The following is a 20,972-nucleotide window of genomic DNA, read 5'->3' as shown; positions in this document are numbered from 1 at the left end:
ATGCACGCGCCGTGCCGCCCGTGGGCGACGCGGTTATCGATGGAATCAGCCAACGGCGGCCCAGTTCGCGACCGATCGTCGCTCGAAGCTTTCGCGGAACTGACGCGTGGATTCGGGAAGCAGAGCACCGGTGCCCCAATCGAGGATCACGGCGTGCTGACGGATGACGTCGAAGACGTCGAGCGCGCCGCTGCGAAAGCGCTGCGCCACGAGCTCCGGATCGAGCCGCACCTTGGCGACACGCTCGACCCTGATGCTGGCGCGGAGCGCGTCGGTCGCGGTTTTGTCGACCTCGTACTCGCAGAGTTCGGCGTCGATGGTCTGCACCACTACGCCATAGTCCTTGGCGGCGCGCGCGACCGAGACGTAGTCGTCCTTGATGTCTTCGATCACGAGGCGCGGATCGCGTTCGAGCGGGTCGCCGAACCCGCCGCCGCCGGCGGTCGGCCGCGAGAATACGTCGCCTTCGCCGATCGGTACGTCGGAGAAGATCGAGCCGAGCCGTTCCGGGCCTTTGCCGCCGGCCCGCGTCAAGGTCAAGCCGTGCGGCATCGACGGGAGGCCGCCCTCGATGCCCCATACGACGGCGCGTTCGCGGTCGCAGATGTAGGAGATCACGGTCTTCTCCGCCTGCAACATCCGCGAAATCTTCTCGACCCCTGCGCCGCCGCGCCATTTGCCGGGGCCGGGCGAGTCCGTGAGGATCTCGCATTTCGTGGTCAGGATCGGATTGGCGCGCTCCTGGCCCTCGACTGGCTGCGACATCAACCCGGTTCCGAAGCAGGCGGTGGTGACGTTGCTGCCGTCCTTGCCGTTGCGGCCGCCCCAGCCACCGGGCAGCCAGTCGTAGAACATGAAGATCGGCTTGTCGGAGCTGCGGGCGTCGAGACCGCCGGTCAGCAGATATTCGAGGTTGAAGGCGCAAGCCAGCGCGCGCTCCGGCATCAGCTTCGACCAGATCTCGTAGATCGAATTCATGATCTTCTCGAACGGCATCAGGAAGCCGGTGACCGCGATCGGCCATTTGGCATCGACGATCGATCCCTCCGGCGCGATGATGTCGAAGCATCGATAGAAGCCGGAGTTGAGCGGCAGGTCGGGGAAGAAGGTCTTCATGCCCGCGGCGACGGCGGAGAAGGTCGCGCCGAAGGCCGAGTTGTAGATCGAGCCGATGGTCGGATGACTGCCGGTGAAATCGTAGGTGACGCGGTCGCCCTTGATCGTCATTTTAATGCGGATCGGGATCATGCCCTCGCCGCCGGCCGGATCGCGGTCGATGTAGTCGACCGTCTCCCATTCGCCGTCCGGCAGCGCAGCAATCCGCTGGCGTGCCGAACGTTCGACATAATCCTGCACCGCGGACAGTCCGGTTTCGACGGTGTCGCGGCCGTATTTGCTGACGAGGCGCAGGATCTCGCGTTCGCAGACCGCCGTCGCCTCGGCCTGGGCCTGGATGTCACCGATGATCGAAGCCGGGTCGCGGGTGTTGGAGGCGATCAGATGCGCGACGTCCTTGCGTAAGCCGCGCTTGTCGAACAGACGCACCGGCGTGATGCGCAAGCCCTCGCGGAACATTTCGCGGGCGGCGACGTCGAACGACCCGGGCACGCTGCCGCCGACATCGGACCAATGTCCGTTCGACTGGCTGAAGGCGATGATCTTGCCGTCGGCAAAGATCGGCCGGATCAGGCGGACGTCGGAGAAATGCGTTCCGCCGGCATAGGGGTCGTTGATCGCAAAGACGTCGCCTTCATGCATGTCGCTTTCGAAGTGACGCATGACCTCCTGGCAGGTGAAGTGCAGCGTGCCGACATGGACGGCGATGTCCTGATTGCCCTGGGCTGCGCATTCACCCTTGGCATCGTGCAGGGCACTTGAGAAGTCGCGATTGTAGATCACGAAGGAGTAGCAGGTCCTTAAGACCTGCTCGCCCATCTGGTCGACACTGGTGATGAAGGAGTTCTTCAGCACCTCAAAGGTTACGGGATCGAGCGCAAGATCGCCGGCCATCGGATCACTCCTTCACGCGGATGATGATGTTGAGATATTTGTCGACCTCCGCACTGGAACCGGGCGGCACCACGGTGGTGGCGTCGACCTGCTCGATGATCGCGGGGCCCTGGAAGCTGAAGCCGCAGGGCAGGTCGTCGCGCTGGTAGACCGGAGTGTCGAGCCCGCTGCCTTCGAACCAGACCCGGCGCCGGTCGACCGGCTCCGGGATGATGCCGGTCGGCTGATGGACGGCAAACTCCGCCTTGGGAACGACGCCGGTTGCCTTCAGGTTGAGGCGGAAGAAGCTGACCGGCGCGTCGTCGCGGCGGAAATTGTATTCGCGCTTGTGTTCGGCGTGAAAACTCCGGACCAGATCGGCGATCGGGCCGATCGGGCGCGGCGCGGTGACGGCGAGCGAGCGCCACTGGCCGCGATACATCATGTCGATCGACCGCTGCAGCACGATGTCCTGTGGCGCGACGCCCTCGTGGGTCAGCCGCGCGAACGCTTCCTTCTCCAGGGCAACGAACTGCGTCTCGATATCGGCGGAGTCAGCTTCATCGGCGCCGACCATGCAGCTCTGCGAGAAGTCGTGCTGCATATCGACCAAGAGGCAGCCGAGCGCCGAGGTGACACCGGGATTCGGCGGTACGATGACGACGGGAATCGCGAGTTCGCGCGCGACGTCGACGCCGTGCAGGGCACCGGCGCCGCCGAAGGCGACCAGTGCGAAGTCGCGCGGATCGTAGCCACGGCTGATCGAGATCAATCGCACGGCATCCGACATATTGGCGTTCGCAACCTTGAGGATGGCATCCGCCGCCTCGTGCAGGCCGAGGCCGAACGGCTTTGCGACGCCGTCCTCGACGGCCTGGTGCGCGAGCTCGGGATCGAGCGTCACCTTGCCGCCGGCGAGACTGGTGCCGAGCCGACCCAGCGTGACGTTGGCGTCGGTATTGGTCGGCTGCGTGTTGCCGTTGCCGTAGCAGGCCGGACCGGGATGGGCGCCGGCCGATTGCGGGCCGTTGCGCAGCGAGCCCGCCGGATCGGTCCAGGCAAGCGATCCGCCACCGGCGCCGATGGTCAGTACCTCGATCGAGGCAAAGCGGATCGGGTAACCGAACTCGATGTACCAGTCCTTGGTGATGCGCGACTGGCCTTGATAGGCCAGCGACACGTCGGTCGAAGTGCCACCCATGTCGAGGCCGATGGAATTCGGGAAACCGCAGAGGCCGGCGATGTAACGGCTGGCGATGGCGCCGGCAGCGATCCCGGAGCCGGCCAGGCGCGCGGCGAAATCCTTGACGCTAGCCGGCGTCATCACGCCGCCGCCGGTGTGCAGCAGCAGCAGGTCCCGGGTGTAGCCCTCATTGGCGAGACGGTCGCCGAGCCGGGTGGTGTAGCTGACAACGACCGGGCTCACGACGGCATTGGCAACCGTGGTCGAGAACCGCTCGTGCTCGAAGATTTCGGGGAGCACCTGCGAGGAGATCGAGACCGGAATATCCGGCATTTCCGCCAGCAGGATATCGCGCATCGCGCGCTCATTCGCGCCGTTGAGATAGGCATTCATGAAACATACCGCGACCGCGGCGACGCCGCGGCGCTTGAGGATGCGCGCGATTTCGCGCGCGGCCTCAATGTCGAGCGGCTGGATCACCTTGCCGGCGGCATCGATGCGTTCGGGGACTGTCAGCCGGTCGCGCCGCGGCACGTAGGGCTTGACGACGTCCTTGTAGGTGTCCCAGAGATCCTCCTTGTTGGCGCGCCGGATCTCGATGACGTCGCGGAATCCGTCGGTCGTCACCACCGCCGTGCGCGGCAGCCGGCGCGTGATCAGCGCGTTGGTCGCGACCGTGGTGCCATGCGAGAACAGCGCCACCTTGGACAGGTCAATCCCGGCCTTGGAGACACCGCCCATGATCCCGTCGATAGGATCGCGCGTCGATGCGGTTTTCTCGATCCGGATGAGGCCCGTGACCTCGTCCATGATGCAGATGTCGGTAAAGGTGCCGCCGACGTCAACGGCAACGCGAAGGTTCTGCACGATGCGACTTCCTTTCGAGCACGAGCCGGCGAGGTCGCGACGTAGCTGCGGGCTCGCCGGATCGAAGATCCAGTTGCCGCAGACGGTCGGTTCGACCGGTGGATTTCCGCAGATGTTGTGAAGATTATAGGCGGCCGCTGACAGAGCGCTTGACGCTGAGCGCAGGAAGATTTGTGCCAGAGAGCATGATCCGTTGGATCGGCGCCTGCCCGGAGCCTTCGGTTCTGATCAAGTCAGGTCAGGGCTGAACCATGCGCGAAGCGGCCCGCGCCTCGCTCGGCGTGCGGCCGAACCGGCCGCGGTAGTTGCGGCTGAATTGGGCCTGGTCGCCGAAGCCCCAATGATAGGCGATCTCGGAAATGCTCTTCCGGCATTGTGGATCGCGCAGCATGGCATCGCACATCAGGAGGCGCTCGGTGCGGATATAGGTGCTCACGGTGACGCCTTCGCCTTCGAATATCTGGTGCAGATATCTGAGCGATATTCCGCAGCCATCCGCGACCATCTGCGGCGTCAGCCGCATGTCGTCGAGCTTGCTGCGGATGAAGTGCTCGCAGCGATGGAGGTGGGCGTTGCGGATCGAGGACGAGTGTCCCGCCAGCACGCGCTCATCGGACTCGACCGCCATCGCCAGGAGATCGATAAGATGCTTGCCCATCATGGCGCGCGCGGGCTCGTCCATCTCCTCAATGCGTTCGCCGGCGAGGCGCAGCGTATCGACGAAAAGCGCGCCGACGCTGCGGCTGCAGTCGAATTGCAGCGTCGCGAGCCGTTCGGGGCGGGAAATCCGCGCCTTCAGCACCGCGCTCGGGACCTTCAGCACCCAGAGCGCGGACGGGTCGCGATGGCTGAACTCGTACGGCAAATGGCTACGCTCGATCAGGAAGGCGCCCGGCCGGCACAGCACCTCCTTGCCGTCCTGCGCGAAGCGGATTTCGGCAAGCTCCGGCACCGTGATCAGGAAACACTCTTCGCGTTCATTGAGCAGATGGCGCTCGTGCCGCTTGTAGAGCAGCCCGTCCGACATGTTGCGGGAAACCGAAAGAGGCCCGAGCGACCAGGCGCCGAGGCTGCCGTTGAAGTCGTGCCCCCCGAGGAAACGAAGGTCGAGCGAGAAATAGGTGTCGGAGACGACTTGCTGCCAGTACTGCCGGCGTTGATGTGCGGGAATGTCGTTGGTCGCGTAAGTGGTCTGCATCTTGCGCTCCGTCACTGCCGTCGACTGCGGGGTCTTGCCTTCGCTCCTCGCGGACCGTGCAACTCTCGTGCCCGAAGGAGAGAGGCAGGAACTCGCACCGGGTTCTTGTCATGTTCCGCGCACTGCGCGATCAGATCTTGCTCCTGAGACACAGAATGACGACATCTGCCGCCGGAACAAGCGTGCCGAACGGGATCCGTCCGCCACGCTGCATCTTGTCAAAGCAATGCCTCGGCGCAATCACGCCAACGAACTGCGCAGCCGTGCCAGAAGCCCGGCACGGTCGTGGCGCGCCGCAAGTGCCTGCTCCATCCCGACCTTGACGAACTTGACCGGTGTGTTGGGTTGAAGCTGGCCGATCAGGTCCATGTCCGCCGCAATGACGGTCCCGACCATGAAATAGCCGCCACCCGACACGGCGTCGCGATGCAGCACGATCGGCTCGGTGCCGCCGGGCACCTGGATCGAACCGTAGGGATAGCAGGCATCGGTGATGTTGGACGGATCGGAGCCGGCCCCGAAGGGAGGTTCGCGCGGCACGAATTCGAGTGGCTTGCCGCCCTTGAAGCGGTAGCCGATCCGGTCCGCCTCCGGAGCGACCTTCCAGGTATCGGAGAAGAACCCGCTGCCGGCGGTCTCGGTGAGCCGGTGCCAATAGAGTCCCGGCATGGCGCGCAACTCTGTCGGCTTTCCGGCCGGCATGCCGCGCAATTCCTTCGCGATCGAGCGGCCTTCCTTGACCGGCGCCGCGGATGTGCCGATCGGCAATTCATCCCCGGCCTCGATCTTGCGCCCTTTGAAACCGCCGAGCGCGCCAAGCGCGTAGGTCGAACGCGAGCCGAGAACGACTGGAACGTCGATGCCGCCGGCGATCGCGATGTAGGCACGCGCGCCCTGTTTGAGGAAGTCGAACGACAATTTCTGGCCGCGCTTTACCTTGAAGCCGGTCCAGGTCTCGCGCGGCGCACCATCGAGCTTTGGCGGCAACTCGGCTCCGGTGACCGCGACCAGGGCGTCGTCGGTGAATTCGAGCTCCGGTCCCATGAACACGGCTTCGAGCACAGCCGCGCCTTCTTCATTGCCGACCAGCAGATTCGCCGCCGCGAGCGCGTGACGATCCATTCCGCCGGAGAGCGGGATGCCGATGTGATAATAACCGGGACGTCCGAGGTCCTGGACGGTGGTCGCAAGACCGGGTTTCAAGACCTTAATGGGCATGGAGAACCCCCTCGAGCTTGCGATTATAGGCATCGATGTCGTTGTTGAATTCGGTCAGCGAGAACGAGACGTCGCGGATCACGGGTACGAAGCGGCCGGCGTCGACATCCTCGACAGCGGCGTCGTAAGCTGCCCGGTCGATCGGCTTCCACTTCACGATGTCGCCCGGCCTGAACAGGCACATGAAGTCGCGGAGATAGCTGATCTTCTGGTTCGGATCGTAGATCGGCATCGGCGTGATGCCGAACATCTGGTAGCCACCGGCGCCGCGCACGGAATAGATGCAGCTGAAGCATCCGCCGTGCCCGACGGTGAGCCTTGGCGTGTCGGTGCGAGGGCGCAGATACTTCGGGGCCTGAAGCTGCCGCTTGCGCTCGACCATCTGGTAGAGGAAGGGCAGGCCGGCGACGAATCCGACCATCGAGACGAACCACGGCGCGCTCGAATGCGCCTTGACGAATGCATCGACGCTGTCGAGGTTGTTGATACGTGCCGCGTATTCGAGATCGGTGCCATCAGGGTCCTGATGGCGCTCGCGAAAACGCATCAGGGTCTCGTGCGTCCAGGGATCATTGTAGAGCACGGGGATCTCGATGATCCGCGTCTTGATGACTGGCTCGGATTTCTCAGTCGACGAATCCAGCCGCTTCAGCTCGGCGAGCATATCGTCGGGCTTGATCTGATCCGGATCGAACTTGATCTGGTAGGAGGCGTTGGCCGGGCATATTTCGGTCACGCCCTTGATCTTGGCGTCGCGCACGGCGTTGGTGACGAAGAGGCTCTTGAAAAAGGCCTCCAGCGACATCGATTCGTCGACTTCGGCAAAGATGTGCTCGTCACCGCCGAAGGAAAATCTGGTTTGCATGGGACTGCGGCCTCCTGTTGCTGACGGGGCGGGTTATGGTGCGGTCGTCGGGGTGAGTTTGACGGACGGTGACGGCGTTGCCGCCGCAAGCGCCTCGGCATGCGAGGCGAGCCATGGCTCGAGCCAGGCGGTGTGGAAACGACCGGCCTGCACGTCGGGGTCGCGTGCCAGTGCCTGATGCAGGGATTTGGTCGTCGCCAGTCCATCGACTTCAAGCTCGGCTAGCGCGCGGTCGAGCCGCGCGATGGCGCTCGGCCGGTCCTTGTCGTGAACGATCAGCTTTCCGAGCAGGCTGTCGTAGAACGGCGGCACAGTGTAGCCGGCATAGAGCATGCTGTCGAAACGAACCCCCTCGCCACCGGGGATGCTGAGCGCGCTCACCGTGCCCGGGTTCGGCAGAAAGCCCTTTGCCGGATCCTCGGCATTGATGCGGACCTCGATCGCATGGCCTTTGACCCGGACCTGATCCTGACGGATGCGCAACGGCTCGCCGCCGGCGATCCGGATCATCTCGATCATCAGGTCGATGCCGGTCACCATCTCTGTCACCGGATGTTCGACCTGGATGCGGGTGTTCATCTCGAGAAAGTAGAATTCGTGGCTGCGGTCATCGTAGAGATATTCGATCGTTCCCGCGCCGCGATAGTTTACCGCCTTGGCGAGCGCGACGGCTGACGCGCAAAGTTGTTCGCGAACCGCCGGCGTTAGCGACGGCGAGGGCGCTTCTTCCCAGACCTTCTGACGGCGGCGTTGCAACGAGCACTCGCGATCGAAGCAGTGGATGACGTCTTTCCCGTCGCCCAGCACCTGCACCTCGATATGACGGGCGCCTTCGACCAGTTTCTCGACATAGAGGCCGCCATCGCCGAACGCGGCGAGCGCCTCGGCTTGCGCCTGCGGCATCAAATGATGGAATTCCTCTGCGGTGCGCGCGATGCGGATGCCGCGTCCGCCGCCGCCGGCCGCGGCTTTGATCATCACCGGAAAGCCGGTGGTCTCGACGAGCGCGAAGGCGGCCTCGGCGGAGTCCAGGCGTCCGCGGCTGCCCGGGACGGTCGGAACGCCGGCTGCTGCGGCGGCCTCACGGGCTGCGACCTTGTCGCCCATCAGGCGGATCGATTGGGCCGTGGGACCAACGAAGATCAGGCCGGCAGCCTCGACGGCCTCGGCGAAATTGGCGTTCTCCGCAAGGAAGCCATAGCCCGGATGAATCGCGTCGGCGCCGGTGGCGCTGGCCGCGGCGAGGATCGCCGCCTGGTTGAGATAGGATTTCGACGCCTGCGGCGGACCGATATCGACGGCTTCGTCGGCGAGGCGGACGGCGAGCGAGTCCTTGTCGGCCTTGCTGTAGACCTGCACGGTCGCAATGCCCAATTCGCGCGCCGCGCGAATGATCCGAACGGCGATCTCGCCGCGGTTGGCGATGAGGAGCTTCTTGATCGTCATCTCAAACGTCGATCTCGGCGATGGGCTGGCCGGCCATTACGGCTTCCTCATTCTCCACCAGGAAACGCGCGATCTTGCCCGCTGCACCGGCCTTTACCTCGTTGAATGATTTCATCACCTCGATGAGACCGATCGTGTCGTCTTCCGTGATGATGTCGCCATCGGATTTGTAGTCCGGCTTGTCGGGGGCTGGCTTGCGATAGAAGATGCCGGGTAGCGGCGAGAATATCTGCTGGGTGGCCATGGACTGCTCCTCGTGTGTTCGTTTCGACCGTCGCTGCGCGATGCGTCAAGGTGCCGTCAGATAGGGACGGACCGCTTCGCGAACCGCCTGCGCAATGGCGACGGCATTGGGCGTGTCGGAATGGATACAGATGGAATCGGCCCCGACGACGATGTCATTGCCGGCCACCGTACGCGTCTTGCCCTCGTTCACCGCGCGGGTGCAGCGCGAGGCCGCATCGACAGGATCCTTGGCGTCATGTTCACGCGTGATGATAAGGCTGCCGTCGGCGTTATAGTCGAGATCGGCATAGTATTCGGCGACGAAGGTGTGGCCGCGGCGTTCGTAGACTTTTTGATGCAGCGTGCCCTTCATGCCGAGCAGCGGCACCTTGTAGACGTCGGCCGCATCGGCGACCGCCTCCGCGATGTCCTCGTTCCGCGACGCCATGCCGTACAGCGCGCCGTGTGGCTTGATATGGTTGAGCGTCATGCCTTCGGCGTCCAGGAACGCCTTCAGCGCGCCGATCTGGTACAGCAGGCAGTTGGCCAGCTCCTCGCGGTCGATCTTCATCTCCCTGCGCCCAAAGCCCTGGTGGTCCGGCAGCGATGGGTGGGCGCCGACCTTGACGCCATGCTGCCTCGCCAGTTGCACGGTCTTGCGCATGTGATTGAAGTCGGAGGCGTGGAATCCGCAGGCGACGTTGGCGACGTCGATGTGGGGCATCAGAGCCTTGTCATCGCCCATTTTGTAGAGGCCGTAGGCTTCGCCCATGTCGCAGTTGATAACCACCATCTCTCATTATCCTCCCGTTGTCGTTCTTGCGGGTTGTTGTGTGATCCGAGGGAGCCGGGCCGCCCGCGGATGCGACGAGGCATCCGCGAACGGCGCATGGCGAGTTTACTTTGAGCGCTTACTTTGAGAACTCACTTTGAGAGTTCACTTGGAGACCAGGTAGTCGACCGGGATCTTTTCCGAGATTGTCCACTGGTCGACCACCTTCGGCTTGCCGGCCTCGGTGTCGACGATCAGGTAGCGGCCCTGGTTCTGGTGGTGGAGGTCCTTGGTGAAGGTGCGCGGTCCGAACAGCGTGGGCTCGTTGTTCATCTTCTCGAGCTCGGCCACGACGCCTGCGGCGTCCGTCGTCTTGGCGCGTTCGACTGCCTTGGCCCAGACGTCGATCAGGACGTAGCCGGGATAGACGTATTGGCTGGACGGATCGCCGCCGGTCACGTCCTTGTACTTCTTGTTGAATTCGTTGACCTTCGGATTCGGATCGTCGCCGTAGACCGAGCCTTGCACCGGAACGTAGAAGTTCGACAGATCAGGCACGGCGTTCAGCCAGTAGCTGCCGTCGACGCCCGAGCCGTTGAGGATCATCGACTTGATGCCGGCGGCGCGGATCTGCTTGATGGCGGAGACTGCGCCCGGCATCATCGTGCAGAGCATGATGGCGTCGGGTTCCTTGGGCAGGCTCTTGATGCGCGTGATCTGGGACGCGATCGAGGCGTCGTCGTTCTTGAAGGTGTCGCTGCCGACGAGCTTGGCGTCCTTCAGATGCGGCATTTGCCAGTCGAAGCCGTCGCAGATGCCCTTGTTGTAGACGGTCCAGCTGTCGAGCAGCCGGTAGAAGGTGCGGGCGTTCTTCTTGTTGTAGGCCCATTCCGACATCGTCGCGCCCTGCACGGCCGCGAGCACCGAGGCTGAGAACGAGGAGGGGCCGACACCGGGGATGCCGGCCTTGATCGATTCGGCACACAGGAAGAACGAAACCTTGCCGGCCGCCTGCGCCTGTAGCGCCGCGGGCGCGCCAAAATCGTAGTCGCAGGAAACGATGACGAGTTCGGCGCCCTGGTCGAGCACCGCAAGCCCGGCCTTGGCGCCTTCGGCCTGATCGGTCTTGGTGTCCGCGAACACCGGCTTGATCTTCTTGCCCAGCAAGCCGCCAGCCTTGTTGATCTCGTCGATGCGGATCAACGCGGCATCCTGGGCAGGCTTGTCATAGGCCTGCATGAAGCCGGATGCGGCGGTGGCGAATCCGACGACGATCTCGTCGGCGGCGTGGGCTGGCGCGAACCAAAGCGTGGCGGCGCCGGCCAGTATCCCAAGTATTCTATCGAAACGTATTCTATCGAAACGCATTGTCCACTCCTCCAATGATGCACGGTAGTTCAGTTGGTTTCCTTTAGCGCCGTCTGCACGGGCGGTACGAGACGCCGCCGCTGAAGCGGCCAGTTCCGCCACGAGAATTCCCGGTTGCGGGTGAGGCCGCTCGGCAGGTAAATCAGGATGACGATCGTGATGATGCCGATCGCGATTTCCTGGGCGCCGTTCGGTAGTCCCACGGTCAAACCGCCGACGCTGACGCCTTTTTCGAGATCGCGAAACAGCTCGATCAGCACCGATATCGCGACCACGCCGGCAACCGCGCCGCTAAGGCTGTACATGCCGCCGACCACCAGCATCGACAGGGTAATGAAGGTGGTGCGCAGGTAGAATGAGCCTGGATTGACGATGCTCAGGAAGTGCGCGTAGAACGCGCCCGCCAGACCGATGATGAACGCGCTGACGACAAAGGCGACCAGCCGCTCCCTCACGATATCGACGCCGGAGGCTCTGGCGGCCACCTCCTCGTCGCGCGCGGCACGCAGTGCAAGTCCCGAGCGGGAGATCGAATAGAGATAGGCCGTCACGATGGCGACCGCGGCGCCCAGCCATCCGATCCAGACGTTCATGGTGGGGGGAATTCCGACGATCGAGCCTTGCCCACCGGTGACGGAATCCCAGTTCGAATAGACATTGTTGACGACGCCGAGCAGGCCGAACGTGGCGATCGAGGCGGCAATCCCTGATAACCGCATGATGATGCGCCCGACGATCAGCGCAAACAGCGCTGCGAACACGCCCGAGATCGGTGTGGCAACCCACATCGGCAATTGTGTGTGCAGCAGCCACGCCGGCAATCCCTTGAGCGTGATCGACTTCATCACTGGCGGAATGGTCAACCATGCCGTCATGTAGGCTCCAAGGCACATGAAGCTGATATGCCCGAACGACAGCAGCCCCGAATTGCCGACGAAGGCGTAGAGCCCGACCACCACCATGATGTTGATGAACATCTCGATGGCGGTGCGGTTGAAGGCCCGGCTGCCGAATTGATAGGACAACGCCGCCATCGCGAGCAGCACCACGATCAGTATGATCGGGGTGACGATCGTTTGCCGGATGACGGATGGCGGACGCGACATCAATCAGACTCTCTGCTTGGCGGATTTGGGGGCAAACAGGCCCTGCGGGCGCACCAGCAGGACCACGATCACCGCGCCATAAACGAAGGCATCGCGGAACACGCGGGCGTCATGCGGCAGGGTGGCCTGAAACACGACGCTTGCGGCGCCGATCAGGAAGCCCGCGGCAACTGCGCCGGGCACGCTGCCGAGCCCACCGATTACGGTTGCAATGAAGGCAATCAGCATGACATTGGCGCCCATGCCGATATCGGCGGTGCCGGAGTTGGTGGCGAGGATCAGGCCGATCGCCGCCGCCAGCATGCCGCTGATGGCAAACGCGAGCAGAATGACGCCATTGGCGCGGACCCCGAGCATGCGGGCCATGGTGAAATTCTCGGCGGCGGCGCGCATCTCCAGGCCATAGCGCGTGTGCTTCAGGAACAGCACCAGCACGGCCAGCACCACCAGCGTGATGATGATGGTGACAACCTGCAGCATCGGAATGTGGGCACCGAGAAACTCCACCGGCAGGCCAAGGCTGGGCCACAGCGTGATCGACTTCGGGCGGCTCGAATAGAGCAACAGCAGCAAGTGCCGGATCACGAAGCCGAGCGCGAAGGATGCGATCATCATGGTCGCCGGGTTGGCGTTGCGGAAGCGGCGGAAGACGATCACCTCCGACAACATCGACAGGCCGGCGCCCACGAGCAGCAGCAGCGGAATCAGCAGATAGAACGGCAGCTGGCCGGCGAACACGATTGCCGTGGCATCGACCGACGGTAACAGCATCGCGAACACGCAGAAGGCAATGAAGTCGCCATGCGCGAAATTCACCAGGCGCATGACGCCGAAGACTGCCGCGATACCGAGCGCGCCAAGTGCATAAAGACTACCCAGGCTCAACGCGTCGAAGACGATTTGCAGGACGGCGGTCATCGTCTAATGGTCCCCAAAGCCGAAATAGGCCTGTTTCAGCCGTTCGTCCTTGACCATGTCTGCGGCGTCTCCCTCCAGCACGATGCGGCCGCCGCGGATCAGGATCATCCGTCCGCCGGTCATCATGGCGCGCGCCGAGCTTTGCTCGACGATCAGGAGGGTGAGCTTGCGCTGCGATCGCAGCCGCATCAGGATCTCGTAGACCTGGTCGATGATCTTGGGCGCAAGGCCGAGCGAGGGCTCGTCGATCGCCATGAGGCGCGGAGCGGCCATCAGTGCGCGGCCGATCACCAGCATCTGCTGCTGCCCGCCGGACAGCATGCCGGCGGTGGTGTGGCGGCGCTCCGCCAGCATCGGGAAGTCCTGGTAGACCGACTCGAGATCGTCGGTGATCTTTTTCCGGTCGGCACGCATGCCGGTGCCGACCCTCAGATTCTCCTCGACGGTCAGGCCGCCGAACACGTTGCGCCCTTCGGGCACCAGCGAAAATCCGCGCCGCGCAATCTCCTCCGGTGCGGCGCCGGTCACTCTTGTGCCGTCCAGCGTGATGGTGCCCGTTGCAGTTGGAACGACGCCGGCGATGGCGTTGAGCAGGGTCGACTTCCCGGCACCGTTGGGGCCGGTCACGAACAGGATCTCGCCTTCGGCAATTGTTATCGTGACGCCGCGCAAGGCGGTGAGGCGCCCATAACGCACGGTGATGTCGTCGACATCAAGCAACGTCATGACGCCGCGGCCTGTTCCGCGAGCGCCGGGATGATCTCATCCCGTTGTGTGCCCATATAGGCATGGCGGACCGCGTCGCTGCGGCGGATCTGGTCGGGCGCGCCGACCTCGATGATCTCGCCGGAATCGAGCACGAAGATGCGTTCGCACAATTCGAGCACAAGCCCGATATTGTGCTCGATCAGGAGGACGCCGACGCCGAGTTCGCCGGCGATCCGCTTGATGATGACGGCCAGATCATGGCTTTCGTGCTCGGACATGCCGGCTGCGGGTTCGTCGAGCAGCAGATAGCGCGGCGTGCACATGATGGCGCGGCCGATGGCGACGCGGCGTTCGTCGGTATAGGGCAGGGCGCCTGCAATCGTGGCCGCGAGCGGCGAAATGCCGAGCCAGGCCAATACTTGCCTTGCTTCCGTGATCGCGTCGCGCCGGCTTTGGCCAAGGCCGACGCCCGTCACCTCAAGGTTGTCGATCACAGGAAGATCGCGGAACAGTCGTCCCGATTGAAACGTGCGCGCGACGCCCATCCGCCGCAGCTTGTGTGGGGCGATGCCGCCGATCGCGTTACCTTCCAGTTCGACCGTTCCCGTGCCGACCGGCTGGAATCCGGTCAGGACGTTGATAAGTGTGGTTTTTCCCGCGCCATTGGGCCCGATCAATCCGGTGATGCGGCCGCGCGGGACAGCAAGGGTCACGTCCGACAGCGCTTTCAGACCCTCGAATTGGACGCTGACGTCGCGCGCGACCAACTCCAAGCCCTGGGAAGTCATCGAGGTGCCGTCTCCCGCGTGAACCAACGATTGATTTTCGCGTCGCAGAGGGGGATTGTAAAACTCGAAAAACTAGTCGCTGATATCGGAAAAATTGATGGCTCTGACTTTCCGTCAGGTTCGGCATTTCATTGCTACCGCGGAATCCGGAAGGGTTTCGGCGGCTGCGGCTGGGCTCAATGTGACGCAGTCGGCCGTCACGGCATCGATCAAGGCGCTCGAAGCCGATCTCGGCCGCAAGCTGTTCGACCGGCATTCCAACGGTGTTACACTCACCGTCGACGGTCAGGAATTCCTGCAGCGCGCCCGCGCGATCGAGGCCAGCGTGTCGGATGCGACGCGGGGGCCGCATCGCTGGGGAACCCAGGTCGGCGGCACCGTCGACGTCGCGGTCAGCTACACGGTCGCCGGCTATTTCCTGCCGCCGCTGTTGTCGCGCTTCTGGCGATCGTTTCCCGGCATCACCGTGCGGCTGCACGAATTTCAGCGCGATGCGATCGAGCAAAGCCTCGTCAAGGGCAGCGTCGATGCCGCGATCATGCTGGTCTCTAACCTGCACGATCGGCGCAGCATTCATTCACGCTTGTTGTTGAAGTCTCCGCGGCGTCTGTGGACCTGCGCCAATCACCCGCTGTTGCACAAGGACAAGGTCACGCTGGCCGATGTTGCCGCCGAGCCATATCTGATGCTGACCGTCGACGAGGCTGAACGTTCCGCGATGCGCTACTGGCAGCGTACATCGTACGTGCCCAACGTCACCTTCCGTACCCTGTCCGTGGAAGCCGTTCGCAGCATGGTCGCGACCGGAATGGGTGTCACGATCCTGTCCGATGTAATCTATCGGCCTTGGTCGCTTGAAGGACACCGGATCGACGTCAAGGTGCTGGATGATGACGTTCACACCATGGACGTTGGCCTTGCCTGGAAAAGCAAGTCGCGGCTTTCTGCGGCGGCGCGTGCCTTCTGCGAGTTTGTCTCGCACGCCTATCCAGGATCGGAGCCGGTCCAGTTCGATTGAAGACGACGGCTCGGCAGGAAGGTGCCGGCGCTCTAAACAGCGCTGGCGATCAGTTCGAAGGATCGCAGCCGAGTTGGATGATCGTAGACGTCGGACACGATCATGAGTTCGTCGGCGCCCGTCTCTGCGACGAGTGCATCGATGCCGGAACGAACCGTCTCGGGCGAGCCGACGATGGAGCGCGCCAGCATCCGCATCGCCTGGGCCTTTTCCGCTGAAGACCAGTAGCTTTCGATGTCGTCGATCGGCGGCTGGCTGAGGCCGCGCGCGCCGCGGAAGATGTTTGCAAAGGACATCTGCTGCGTCGTCGCCAGCCTGCGCGCTTCGTCATCGCTGCCGGCGGCGACGATGTTGACCCCGACCATGGTGTAGGGGCGGTCAAGCTGCTCGGACGGTTTGAAGCGGTTGCGGTAGATTTGTAACGCCGGGATGAGCTCGTCGGGCGCGAAATGCGAGGCGAACGCGTAGGGGAGCCCGAGTTCGGCCGCCAGCATCGCACCAAAATGACTCGATCCGAGAATCCACAACGGGACTTCCGTTCCTGCAGCCGGCACGGCCTGGATGCGTTGATTTGGACCGGCCGGAGCCAGGAAGGCCTGCACCTCGAGAACGTCCTGCGGGAAGTTCTCGGCGGCTTCGGGCGTGCGGCGCAAGGCGCGCAAAGTGAGCTGGTCGGTCCCCGGTGCGCGGCCCAGTCCGAGGTCGATGCGACCTGGAAACAAACGCGCCAACGTCCCAAACTGCTCCGCGATGACGTAGGGGGCATGGTTGGGGAGCATGATACCGCCGGCGCCGACACGGATGGTTTTTGTTCCTGCTGCGATATGACCGATCACAACCGACGTCGCGGCGCTCGCGATACCGGCCATATTGTGATGCTCCGCCACCCAAATGCGGCGATAGCCCCAAGCCTCGGCGTGAACAGCAAGATCGCGGGCGTTGTCGAGCGCGCCGCGCGCATCGGTATCCTGGGTGACGCGGACGAGATCGAGGATAGACAGTGCCGTCATAGGAGCTCCCGAACCAAACCATGTGCTGGGATGACGCCGCGAGCGGTGCTCGGCCGCGTCCGAGCTGGTCCGAAACGGCAGGCTTCATCCGATTCCTACGTCCCATATGGATATGACCGCCATGTGGGTCAATCTGCTGAGCAAGGGAGTTGGGGCATCCTGCGGCGCAACAGATCGGACTGCTGAGAACGCAGCTCAATGAGAGGCGGCCCGCCTGCACTTTTTATACCCAGCCGCCGTCCACGATGTAATGCTGTGAGGTGCAGGCCGATGCTTCGTCGGATGCGAGGAACACGGTGAATTTCGCGATTTCGTCCGGGACGAGTTTCCGCTTCAGGCACTGACGGTGCATAAGCTCTTCCACGCCCGCAGGCGTCAGCCATTTCTCGATCTGGCGCTGGGTCATGATCCAGCCGGGCGCGATCGCATTGACGCGTATGTTGTAGGAGCCATAGTCGCGCGCCAGTGAGCGGGTGAGGCCGATCACGCCGGATTTGCTGGCGGTATAGGCGGCCATACCGCCTTGTCCCGCGATCCACGAGACCGAGCCGAAATTGATGATCGCGCCGGCGTTGGCCGCCTTCATGTCCGGCAGGACCGCCTGCGCGGCGAAAAATTGATGCTTCAAGTTCACCGCGATGCGGTCATCCCAGTACTCCGGCGTCACCTCCTCCGTCGGATGCCGTTCGTCATGGGCGGCATTGTTGACGAGGATATTGATCGGACCGTGAGCTTTGCGTGCATCGGCGATGCCGGCGCGGAGTGCTGCGATATCCGTGAGGTCGACGTTCAGGAAATGCGCGCTGAGACCGGCGCCTGACAGCTCGCGCGCGAGGCTGGTACCTTCCTCGGCTTTGATGTCGAAAAACACGACAATGGATTTCTGCAGCGCGAAGCGCCGTACGATCGATTCGCCGATGCCCGAAGCGCCGCCCGTGACGAGAACGACCTTGCCGGCGAGATCTGAATATGTGGCTGCCATGATTTCCTCTCAAACCGCGGTAGGTACGCCTACCTGCGCGCCGGTAGAACGGCTGCTGCGGACTTTAGCTAGTCCGCCTATGAGATGTATAGATCAGAATTCGCGTCGGAGTCTGGTTCCCGAGGCGAGGGGACACGAACACAATCTTGTGCCCAGGGATCATTAATGGAGCAAACGTCCGTGACGTCAGGCGTGTTTGTCGAGGCGGCGCTTGAGCAAGGTCAGGTGTTGCAGCAGATCGGACTGCGCGACGGGTGACAGTTCGCCGATCAGCGCAATCACCCACTCCTCGTGCCGGCGTGCCATCCGGCCGAATTCCTTGGCGCCGTCCTGCGACAGTCGTAAGCGGAAGGTGCGGCGATCTTCGGAATCGACCTCGCGATGGATCAATCCGTCGGCTTCCAACTTCTGCACCAGCGCGGTGATGGCGCCGTTCGAGACCATCAAGAGGTTGGAGACCTCGGACATGCTTGCGCCTTCGGGCTTGCGCGCAAGCTGCGCCAGCAGGTCGAAGCGGGCCAGCGTGGTGTTGAACTCCTTGCGCAGCCGTGCATTCAGCGACTTCTCAATTCGGGTCGCGCAGGAGAGTAGTCGCAGCCAGATGCGCAGCTCGAGATGCGCGCCATCGGACTCGTGCGCCGGCTCGAGCGGCTGCAACGGCGGCGGGCGTGCGCTCTTCGGGGATCGGAGCTTTCGTTTGACCGTGGCATCCATGGCTGCGTCTCGCCGAAGCTAGATGGAAATGGACCCGATGCTGGCGCCGCCGCAGACATAGAGCGTCTGCCCGGTGATGAAGTCCGCATCTGGTGAACTGAAGAAACTGACCGCGCGCGCAACGTCGGTGGATTTGCCGAGACGGCCAAGTGGGATCGCCCGCGCCAGCGCCTTCGCGCGCTCGGATTCCGCCGACATCACGCTCTCGAACATCTCGGTATCCGCGATCGGGCCGGGCGCGACGACATTGACGGTGATCCCGAAGGGAGCGAGCTCCAGCGCCCAGGTTCGTGCCATGCCGATGATGCCGGCCTTGGTGGCCGAATAGACCGTGCGGGTGACGGCTCCGAGCGCGGCACGGGACGACAGCAGCACGATGCGGCCAAAGCGCGCCTGTTTCATGCTCGGCAACGCCGCCTGTGCCAGCGCGATCGCGGCGCCAAAATGCAGCTGGGCCAGGGCGCCGACATCCTCGTCCTCGACCTCTTCCAGCAGCTTGGCGCGGATCGCGCCGGCATTGTGCACGACATGGGTGATCGCAACCTTGGCGGCGATTTCAGCTGTCACCTGGCGCGTCGCCGTGGCATCGAGCAGATCGACCTCATAGGCAGAGAGTTTTGGATGGCTCCAGTCCGGCTTGCGCCGCGACACCGAGATCACGTGATATCCCTCGGCAAGAAGGCCGCGCGCGATCGCAGCTCCAATGCCGGTATTGCCGCCGCTGACGATCGCTGTGTAATCAGTCACGCTCATCATTCCCTACATAAAGAGCTGGATGTTGCCGAAGGCCGCATCGCAATTGATCAGGTCGACCCGCTTCAGCTTGATCTTCAGCCTGCCGTTCTCGACGCTCAGATGATGCGTGACCCAGGCCGCATAGAGCGTCTGCTCGTCCAGCCGGGTCTCGACATAGTGTATCGGGGTCCAGGTAACGTAGCTGTTGGCCGCAGGGTCACGGGAATCCACCTGTGGCGTCTGCAGCACGTGATGGCAGCGGCTCTTCGGCTTCTGGCTGAAGGTCCGCGCACCCTTGAGCCGCTCGACCCGGATCGAAAGCAGCAGCTTGTCCTCGTACATCAGCGAGCAGGTCAGCCGCGGATCGGTTTGATTCCATTCCAGCGGCATCCAGTAGAAGGCGTCATCGGCGTACATGTCGAGCCATTCGTCGAAACGCTGCTGATCGATCAGCCGCGCCTCGCGGACGACGAAGTCGATCAGTTCCTGATCGGTAGGGACCGCAGTCCGCAGAGGAGCATCAGTCACCATGCTCATGTCACATCCCCATCGTCATGAACTTGGTCCAGGCCCGGAACTGGTGGCGCATCGGCCACTCGCTGGTGCCGTTGATGGCGACATTGGTCTGCCCGGCCTCGTCGGGACTGTAGAGGCGCTGCAGATTGACCCACTCGTTGCCGTTCGAATGCAGGCCTTCCTGCGCGCGTTCGTACATTTCGAGATCGTCATGGCCGACGATCGAAGTCGGCGCGTTGATCAGACGGTTGTACATCAGCGTGCGCTCGAGCAGCATGTCGGGTGCGTCGACGAGCTGGAACGTCCAGGACTCGACCAGCGTCTTGTTGGCCGCGATCGGCTTGAACTGCCGTAACAGCTGGATTGGCCCCTTGATCATGATGTTGGGGAAATAGACCGTGTTGTGCCGGTTCTCGTCCAGGATCGCCTTGGCGCGGGCCTCGCCATAGGCCGCCGTCATCTTGTCGAAATAGCCCGGCACCGCCGAATAGTCGGAATGGATCGAGTGATGCACGCCGGTGTGGCCGTGGCCGTTGTCCCAGATCCGGATGCCCATGTTCTCGAAGAACTCGTAGGGGCTCATGAAGGGGGCGATGATCTCGACCGCCATCGGCTTCTTGGTGCCGGGAGGTGCCTTCTTCCAGACATCGACCGCGGTTCCGGCGGAGGATTCGTGCGCCACCATCGGGTGGCAGGTGTCGGTCTGGTTCTCGACCAGCATCTTCCAATTGCAATTGTGCATGTACCGCAGCACGCCGCCGGCGACCTTGAGCTGGCCGACCGGCGACCGGTCGACCATGTTGTCGAGGCTTGAGAGGCTGTCACCGAAGAATTCCTCGAAATCGAGGCCGCCGTCGTTGATCTTGCCGAACACGAAACCGCGGTAGTTCCTGATATGGCGCACCGGCGCCATGCCGGGCGCGGCGTGGCTCTGTTCGAAGCCGGTGTTCTCGTAACCCTTTTTCAAGGGGATCGCGAGCAGGGAGCCGTCGGTCTTGAAGCTCCAGGCATGGTAGGGACAGCGGAAGAACTTTCCGGTGTTGCCGCAGGTCTCCGAGGTGATGCGCGTGCCCTTGTGGGGGCAGCGATTGTGCAGCACGCGCACGGTGCCGTCGGTGTGGCGGACCAGCAGGACCGGCTGCGTGCCGATGGTGGTGCCGAAATAATCGCCGGGATTGGGAACCTGGCTGTCGTGGCCGACATAGACCCAGCTGTTCGGGAACATGTGCTCCATCTCGAGCTGGAACACCTCCTCGCTGACATAGACGTCGCGGTGAACCTCCTGGTCGCGGACCAGGTCGCGGATCGCCGCGGAGTTGCCGGCATATCTGATCATGCGTTCCTCC

20 protein-coding genes are annotated in these 20,972 nt (G+C 63.3%); 1 reads left to right on the top strand and 19 read right to left on the bottom strand.

Translation table 11 applies throughout. The features are described from left to right. Positions 1 to 45: 45 nt before the first annotated feature. The 13 genes from UP09_RS18860 to UP09_RS18800 form a co-directional block, all read right to left on the bottom strand. The gene (locus tag UP09_RS18860) at positions 46 to 2,010 is read right to left on the bottom strand and encodes a hydantoinase B/oxoprolinase family protein (RefSeq protein ID WP_044539763.1); all 1,965 of its coding nucleotides are present in this window, start codon (positions 2,008 to 2,010) and stop codon (positions 46 to 48) included. 4 nt (positions 2,011 to 2,014) lie between these two features. Further along, entirely contained in the window at positions 2,015 to 4,039 is a 2,025-nt protein-coding gene (locus UP09_RS18855) for a hydantoinase/oxoprolinase family protein (protein WP_044539762.1), read from the bottom strand. Positions 4,040 to 4,277: 238 nt separating this feature from the next. Further along, entirely contained in the window at positions 4,278 to 5,237 is a 960-nt protein-coding gene (locus tag UP09_RS18850; RefSeq protein ID WP_044539948.1) for an AraC-like ligand-binding domain-containing protein, read from the bottom strand. A gap of 240 nt (positions 5,238 to 5,477) precedes the next feature. Beyond that, positions 5,478 to 6,455 carry a 5-oxoprolinase subunit C family protein gene (locus tag UP09_RS18845; protein WP_044539761.1) on the bottom strand — a complete coding sequence of 326 codons (978 nt, stop codon included), beginning with the start codon at positions 6,453 to 6,455 and terminating at the stop codon, positions 5,478 to 5,480. Beyond that, positions 6,445 to 7,320, bottom strand: a complete 876-nt coding sequence (locus UP09_RS18840) for a 5-oxoprolinase subunit B family protein (RefSeq protein WP_044539760.1) — start codon at positions 7,318 to 7,320, stop codon at positions 6,445 to 6,447. The genes UP09_RS18845 and UP09_RS18840 overlap by 11 nt, the downstream gene beginning before the upstream one ends. Before the next feature lie 33 nt (positions 7,321 to 7,353). Then, complete coding sequence (locus UP09_RS18835; protein ID WP_044539759.1) at positions 7,354 to 8,766, bottom strand: acetyl-CoA carboxylase biotin carboxylase subunit; 1,413 nt, start codon at positions 8,764 to 8,766, stop codon at positions 7,354 to 7,356. A 1-nt stretch (position 8,767) separates the two neighbouring features. Beyond that, positions 8,768 to 9,010: an acetyl-CoA carboxylase gene (locus UP09_RS18830; protein ID WP_044539758.1), complete on the bottom strand. Its 243-nt coding sequence runs from the start codon at positions 9,008 to 9,010 to the stop codon at positions 8,768 to 8,770. 45 nt (positions 9,011 to 9,055) lie between these two features. Then, the gene (locus UP09_RS18825; protein ID WP_044539757.1) at positions 9,056 to 9,784 is read right to left on the bottom strand and encodes a LamB/YcsF family protein; all 729 of its coding nucleotides are present in this window, start codon (positions 9,782 to 9,784) and stop codon (positions 9,056 to 9,058) included. 144 nt (positions 9,785 to 9,928) lie between these two features. After that, positions 9,929 to 11,131, bottom strand: a complete 1,203-nt coding sequence (locus tag UP09_RS18820) for an ABC transporter substrate-binding protein (RefSeq protein WP_082070195.1) — start codon at positions 11,129 to 11,131, stop codon at positions 9,929 to 9,931. 29 nt (positions 11,132 to 11,160) lie between these two features. After that, complete coding sequence (locus UP09_RS18815; protein WP_044539946.1) at positions 11,161 to 12,237, bottom strand: branched-chain amino acid ABC transporter permease; 1,077 nt, start codon at positions 12,235 to 12,237, stop codon at positions 11,161 to 11,163. 3 nt (positions 12,238 to 12,240) lie between these two features. Then, a complete protein-coding gene (locus tag UP09_RS18810) occupies positions 12,241 to 13,155 on the bottom strand; it encodes a branched-chain amino acid ABC transporter permease (protein ID WP_044539756.1) in 915 nt (304 codons plus the stop codon). 3 nt (positions 13,156 to 13,158) lie between these two features. After that, positions 13,159 to 13,881 carry an ABC transporter ATP-binding protein gene (locus UP09_RS18805; RefSeq protein ID WP_044539755.1) on the bottom strand — a complete coding sequence of 241 codons (723 nt, stop codon included), beginning with the start codon at positions 13,879 to 13,881 and terminating at the stop codon, positions 13,159 to 13,161. Next, the gene (locus UP09_RS18800; RefSeq protein WP_044539754.1) at positions 13,878 to 14,651 is read right to left on the bottom strand and encodes an ABC transporter ATP-binding protein; all 774 of its coding nucleotides are present in this window, start codon (positions 14,649 to 14,651) and stop codon (positions 13,878 to 13,880) included. Before UP09_RS18800 ends, UP09_RS18805 begins: the two co-directional genes overlap by 4 nt. 97 nt (positions 14,652 to 14,748) lie before the next feature. Between UP09_RS18800 and UP09_RS18795 the strand changes: the two genes are divergently transcribed. Next, positions 14,749 to 15,669: a LysR substrate-binding domain-containing protein gene (locus UP09_RS18795; protein ID WP_044539753.1), complete on the top strand. Its 921-nt coding sequence runs from the start codon at positions 14,749 to 14,751 to the stop codon at positions 15,667 to 15,669. Positions 15,670 to 15,701: 32 nt separating this feature from the next. Here UP09_RS18795 and UP09_RS18790 read toward each other — a convergent pair whose 3' ends face one another. The 6 genes from UP09_RS18790 to UP09_RS18765 form a co-directional block, all read right to left on the bottom strand. Beyond that, positions 15,702 to 16,679, bottom strand: coding sequence for an LLM class flavin-dependent oxidoreductase (locus UP09_RS18790; RefSeq protein WP_044539752.1), 978 nt, complete (start codon positions 16,677 to 16,679; stop codon positions 15,702 to 15,704). A 223-nt stretch (positions 16,680 to 16,902) separates the two neighbouring features. Beyond that, positions 16,903 to 17,661, bottom strand: a complete 759-nt coding sequence (locus tag UP09_RS18785; RefSeq protein WP_044539751.1) for an SDR family NAD(P)-dependent oxidoreductase — start codon at positions 17,659 to 17,661, stop codon at positions 16,903 to 16,905. A 186-nt stretch (positions 17,662 to 17,847) separates the two neighbouring features. Continuing rightward, positions 17,848 to 18,375: a MarR family winged helix-turn-helix transcriptional regulator gene (locus tag UP09_RS18780; protein WP_050043856.1), complete on the bottom strand. Its 528-nt coding sequence runs from the start codon at positions 18,373 to 18,375 to the stop codon at positions 17,848 to 17,850. Positions 18,376 to 18,393: 18 nt separating this feature from the next. Continuing rightward, complete coding sequence (locus UP09_RS18775; protein WP_044539944.1) at positions 18,394 to 19,128, bottom strand: SDR family NAD(P)-dependent oxidoreductase; 735 nt, start codon at positions 19,126 to 19,128, stop codon at positions 18,394 to 18,396. Positions 19,129 to 19,134: 6 nt separating this feature from the next. Then, a complete protein-coding gene (locus UP09_RS18770; RefSeq protein ID WP_082070194.1) occupies positions 19,135 to 19,647 on the bottom strand; it encodes an aromatic-ring-hydroxylating dioxygenase subunit beta in 513 nt (170 codons plus the stop codon). A gap of 1 nt (position 19,648) precedes the next feature. Continuing rightward, entirely contained in the window at positions 19,649 to 20,962 is a 1,314-nt protein-coding gene (locus UP09_RS18765; protein WP_044539942.1) for an aromatic ring-hydroxylating dioxygenase subunit alpha, read from the bottom strand. Positions 20,963 to 20,972 lie beyond the last annotated feature (10 nt).

Source organism: Bradyrhizobium sp. LTSP885 (genome assembly GCF_000938305.1).
GTDB lineage: Bacteria > Pseudomonadota > Alphaproteobacteria > Rhizobiales > Xanthobacteraceae > Bradyrhizobium.
Note: the sequence above shows the minus strand (reverse complement) of the source record. Positions and strands in the feature narration are given on the sequence as shown.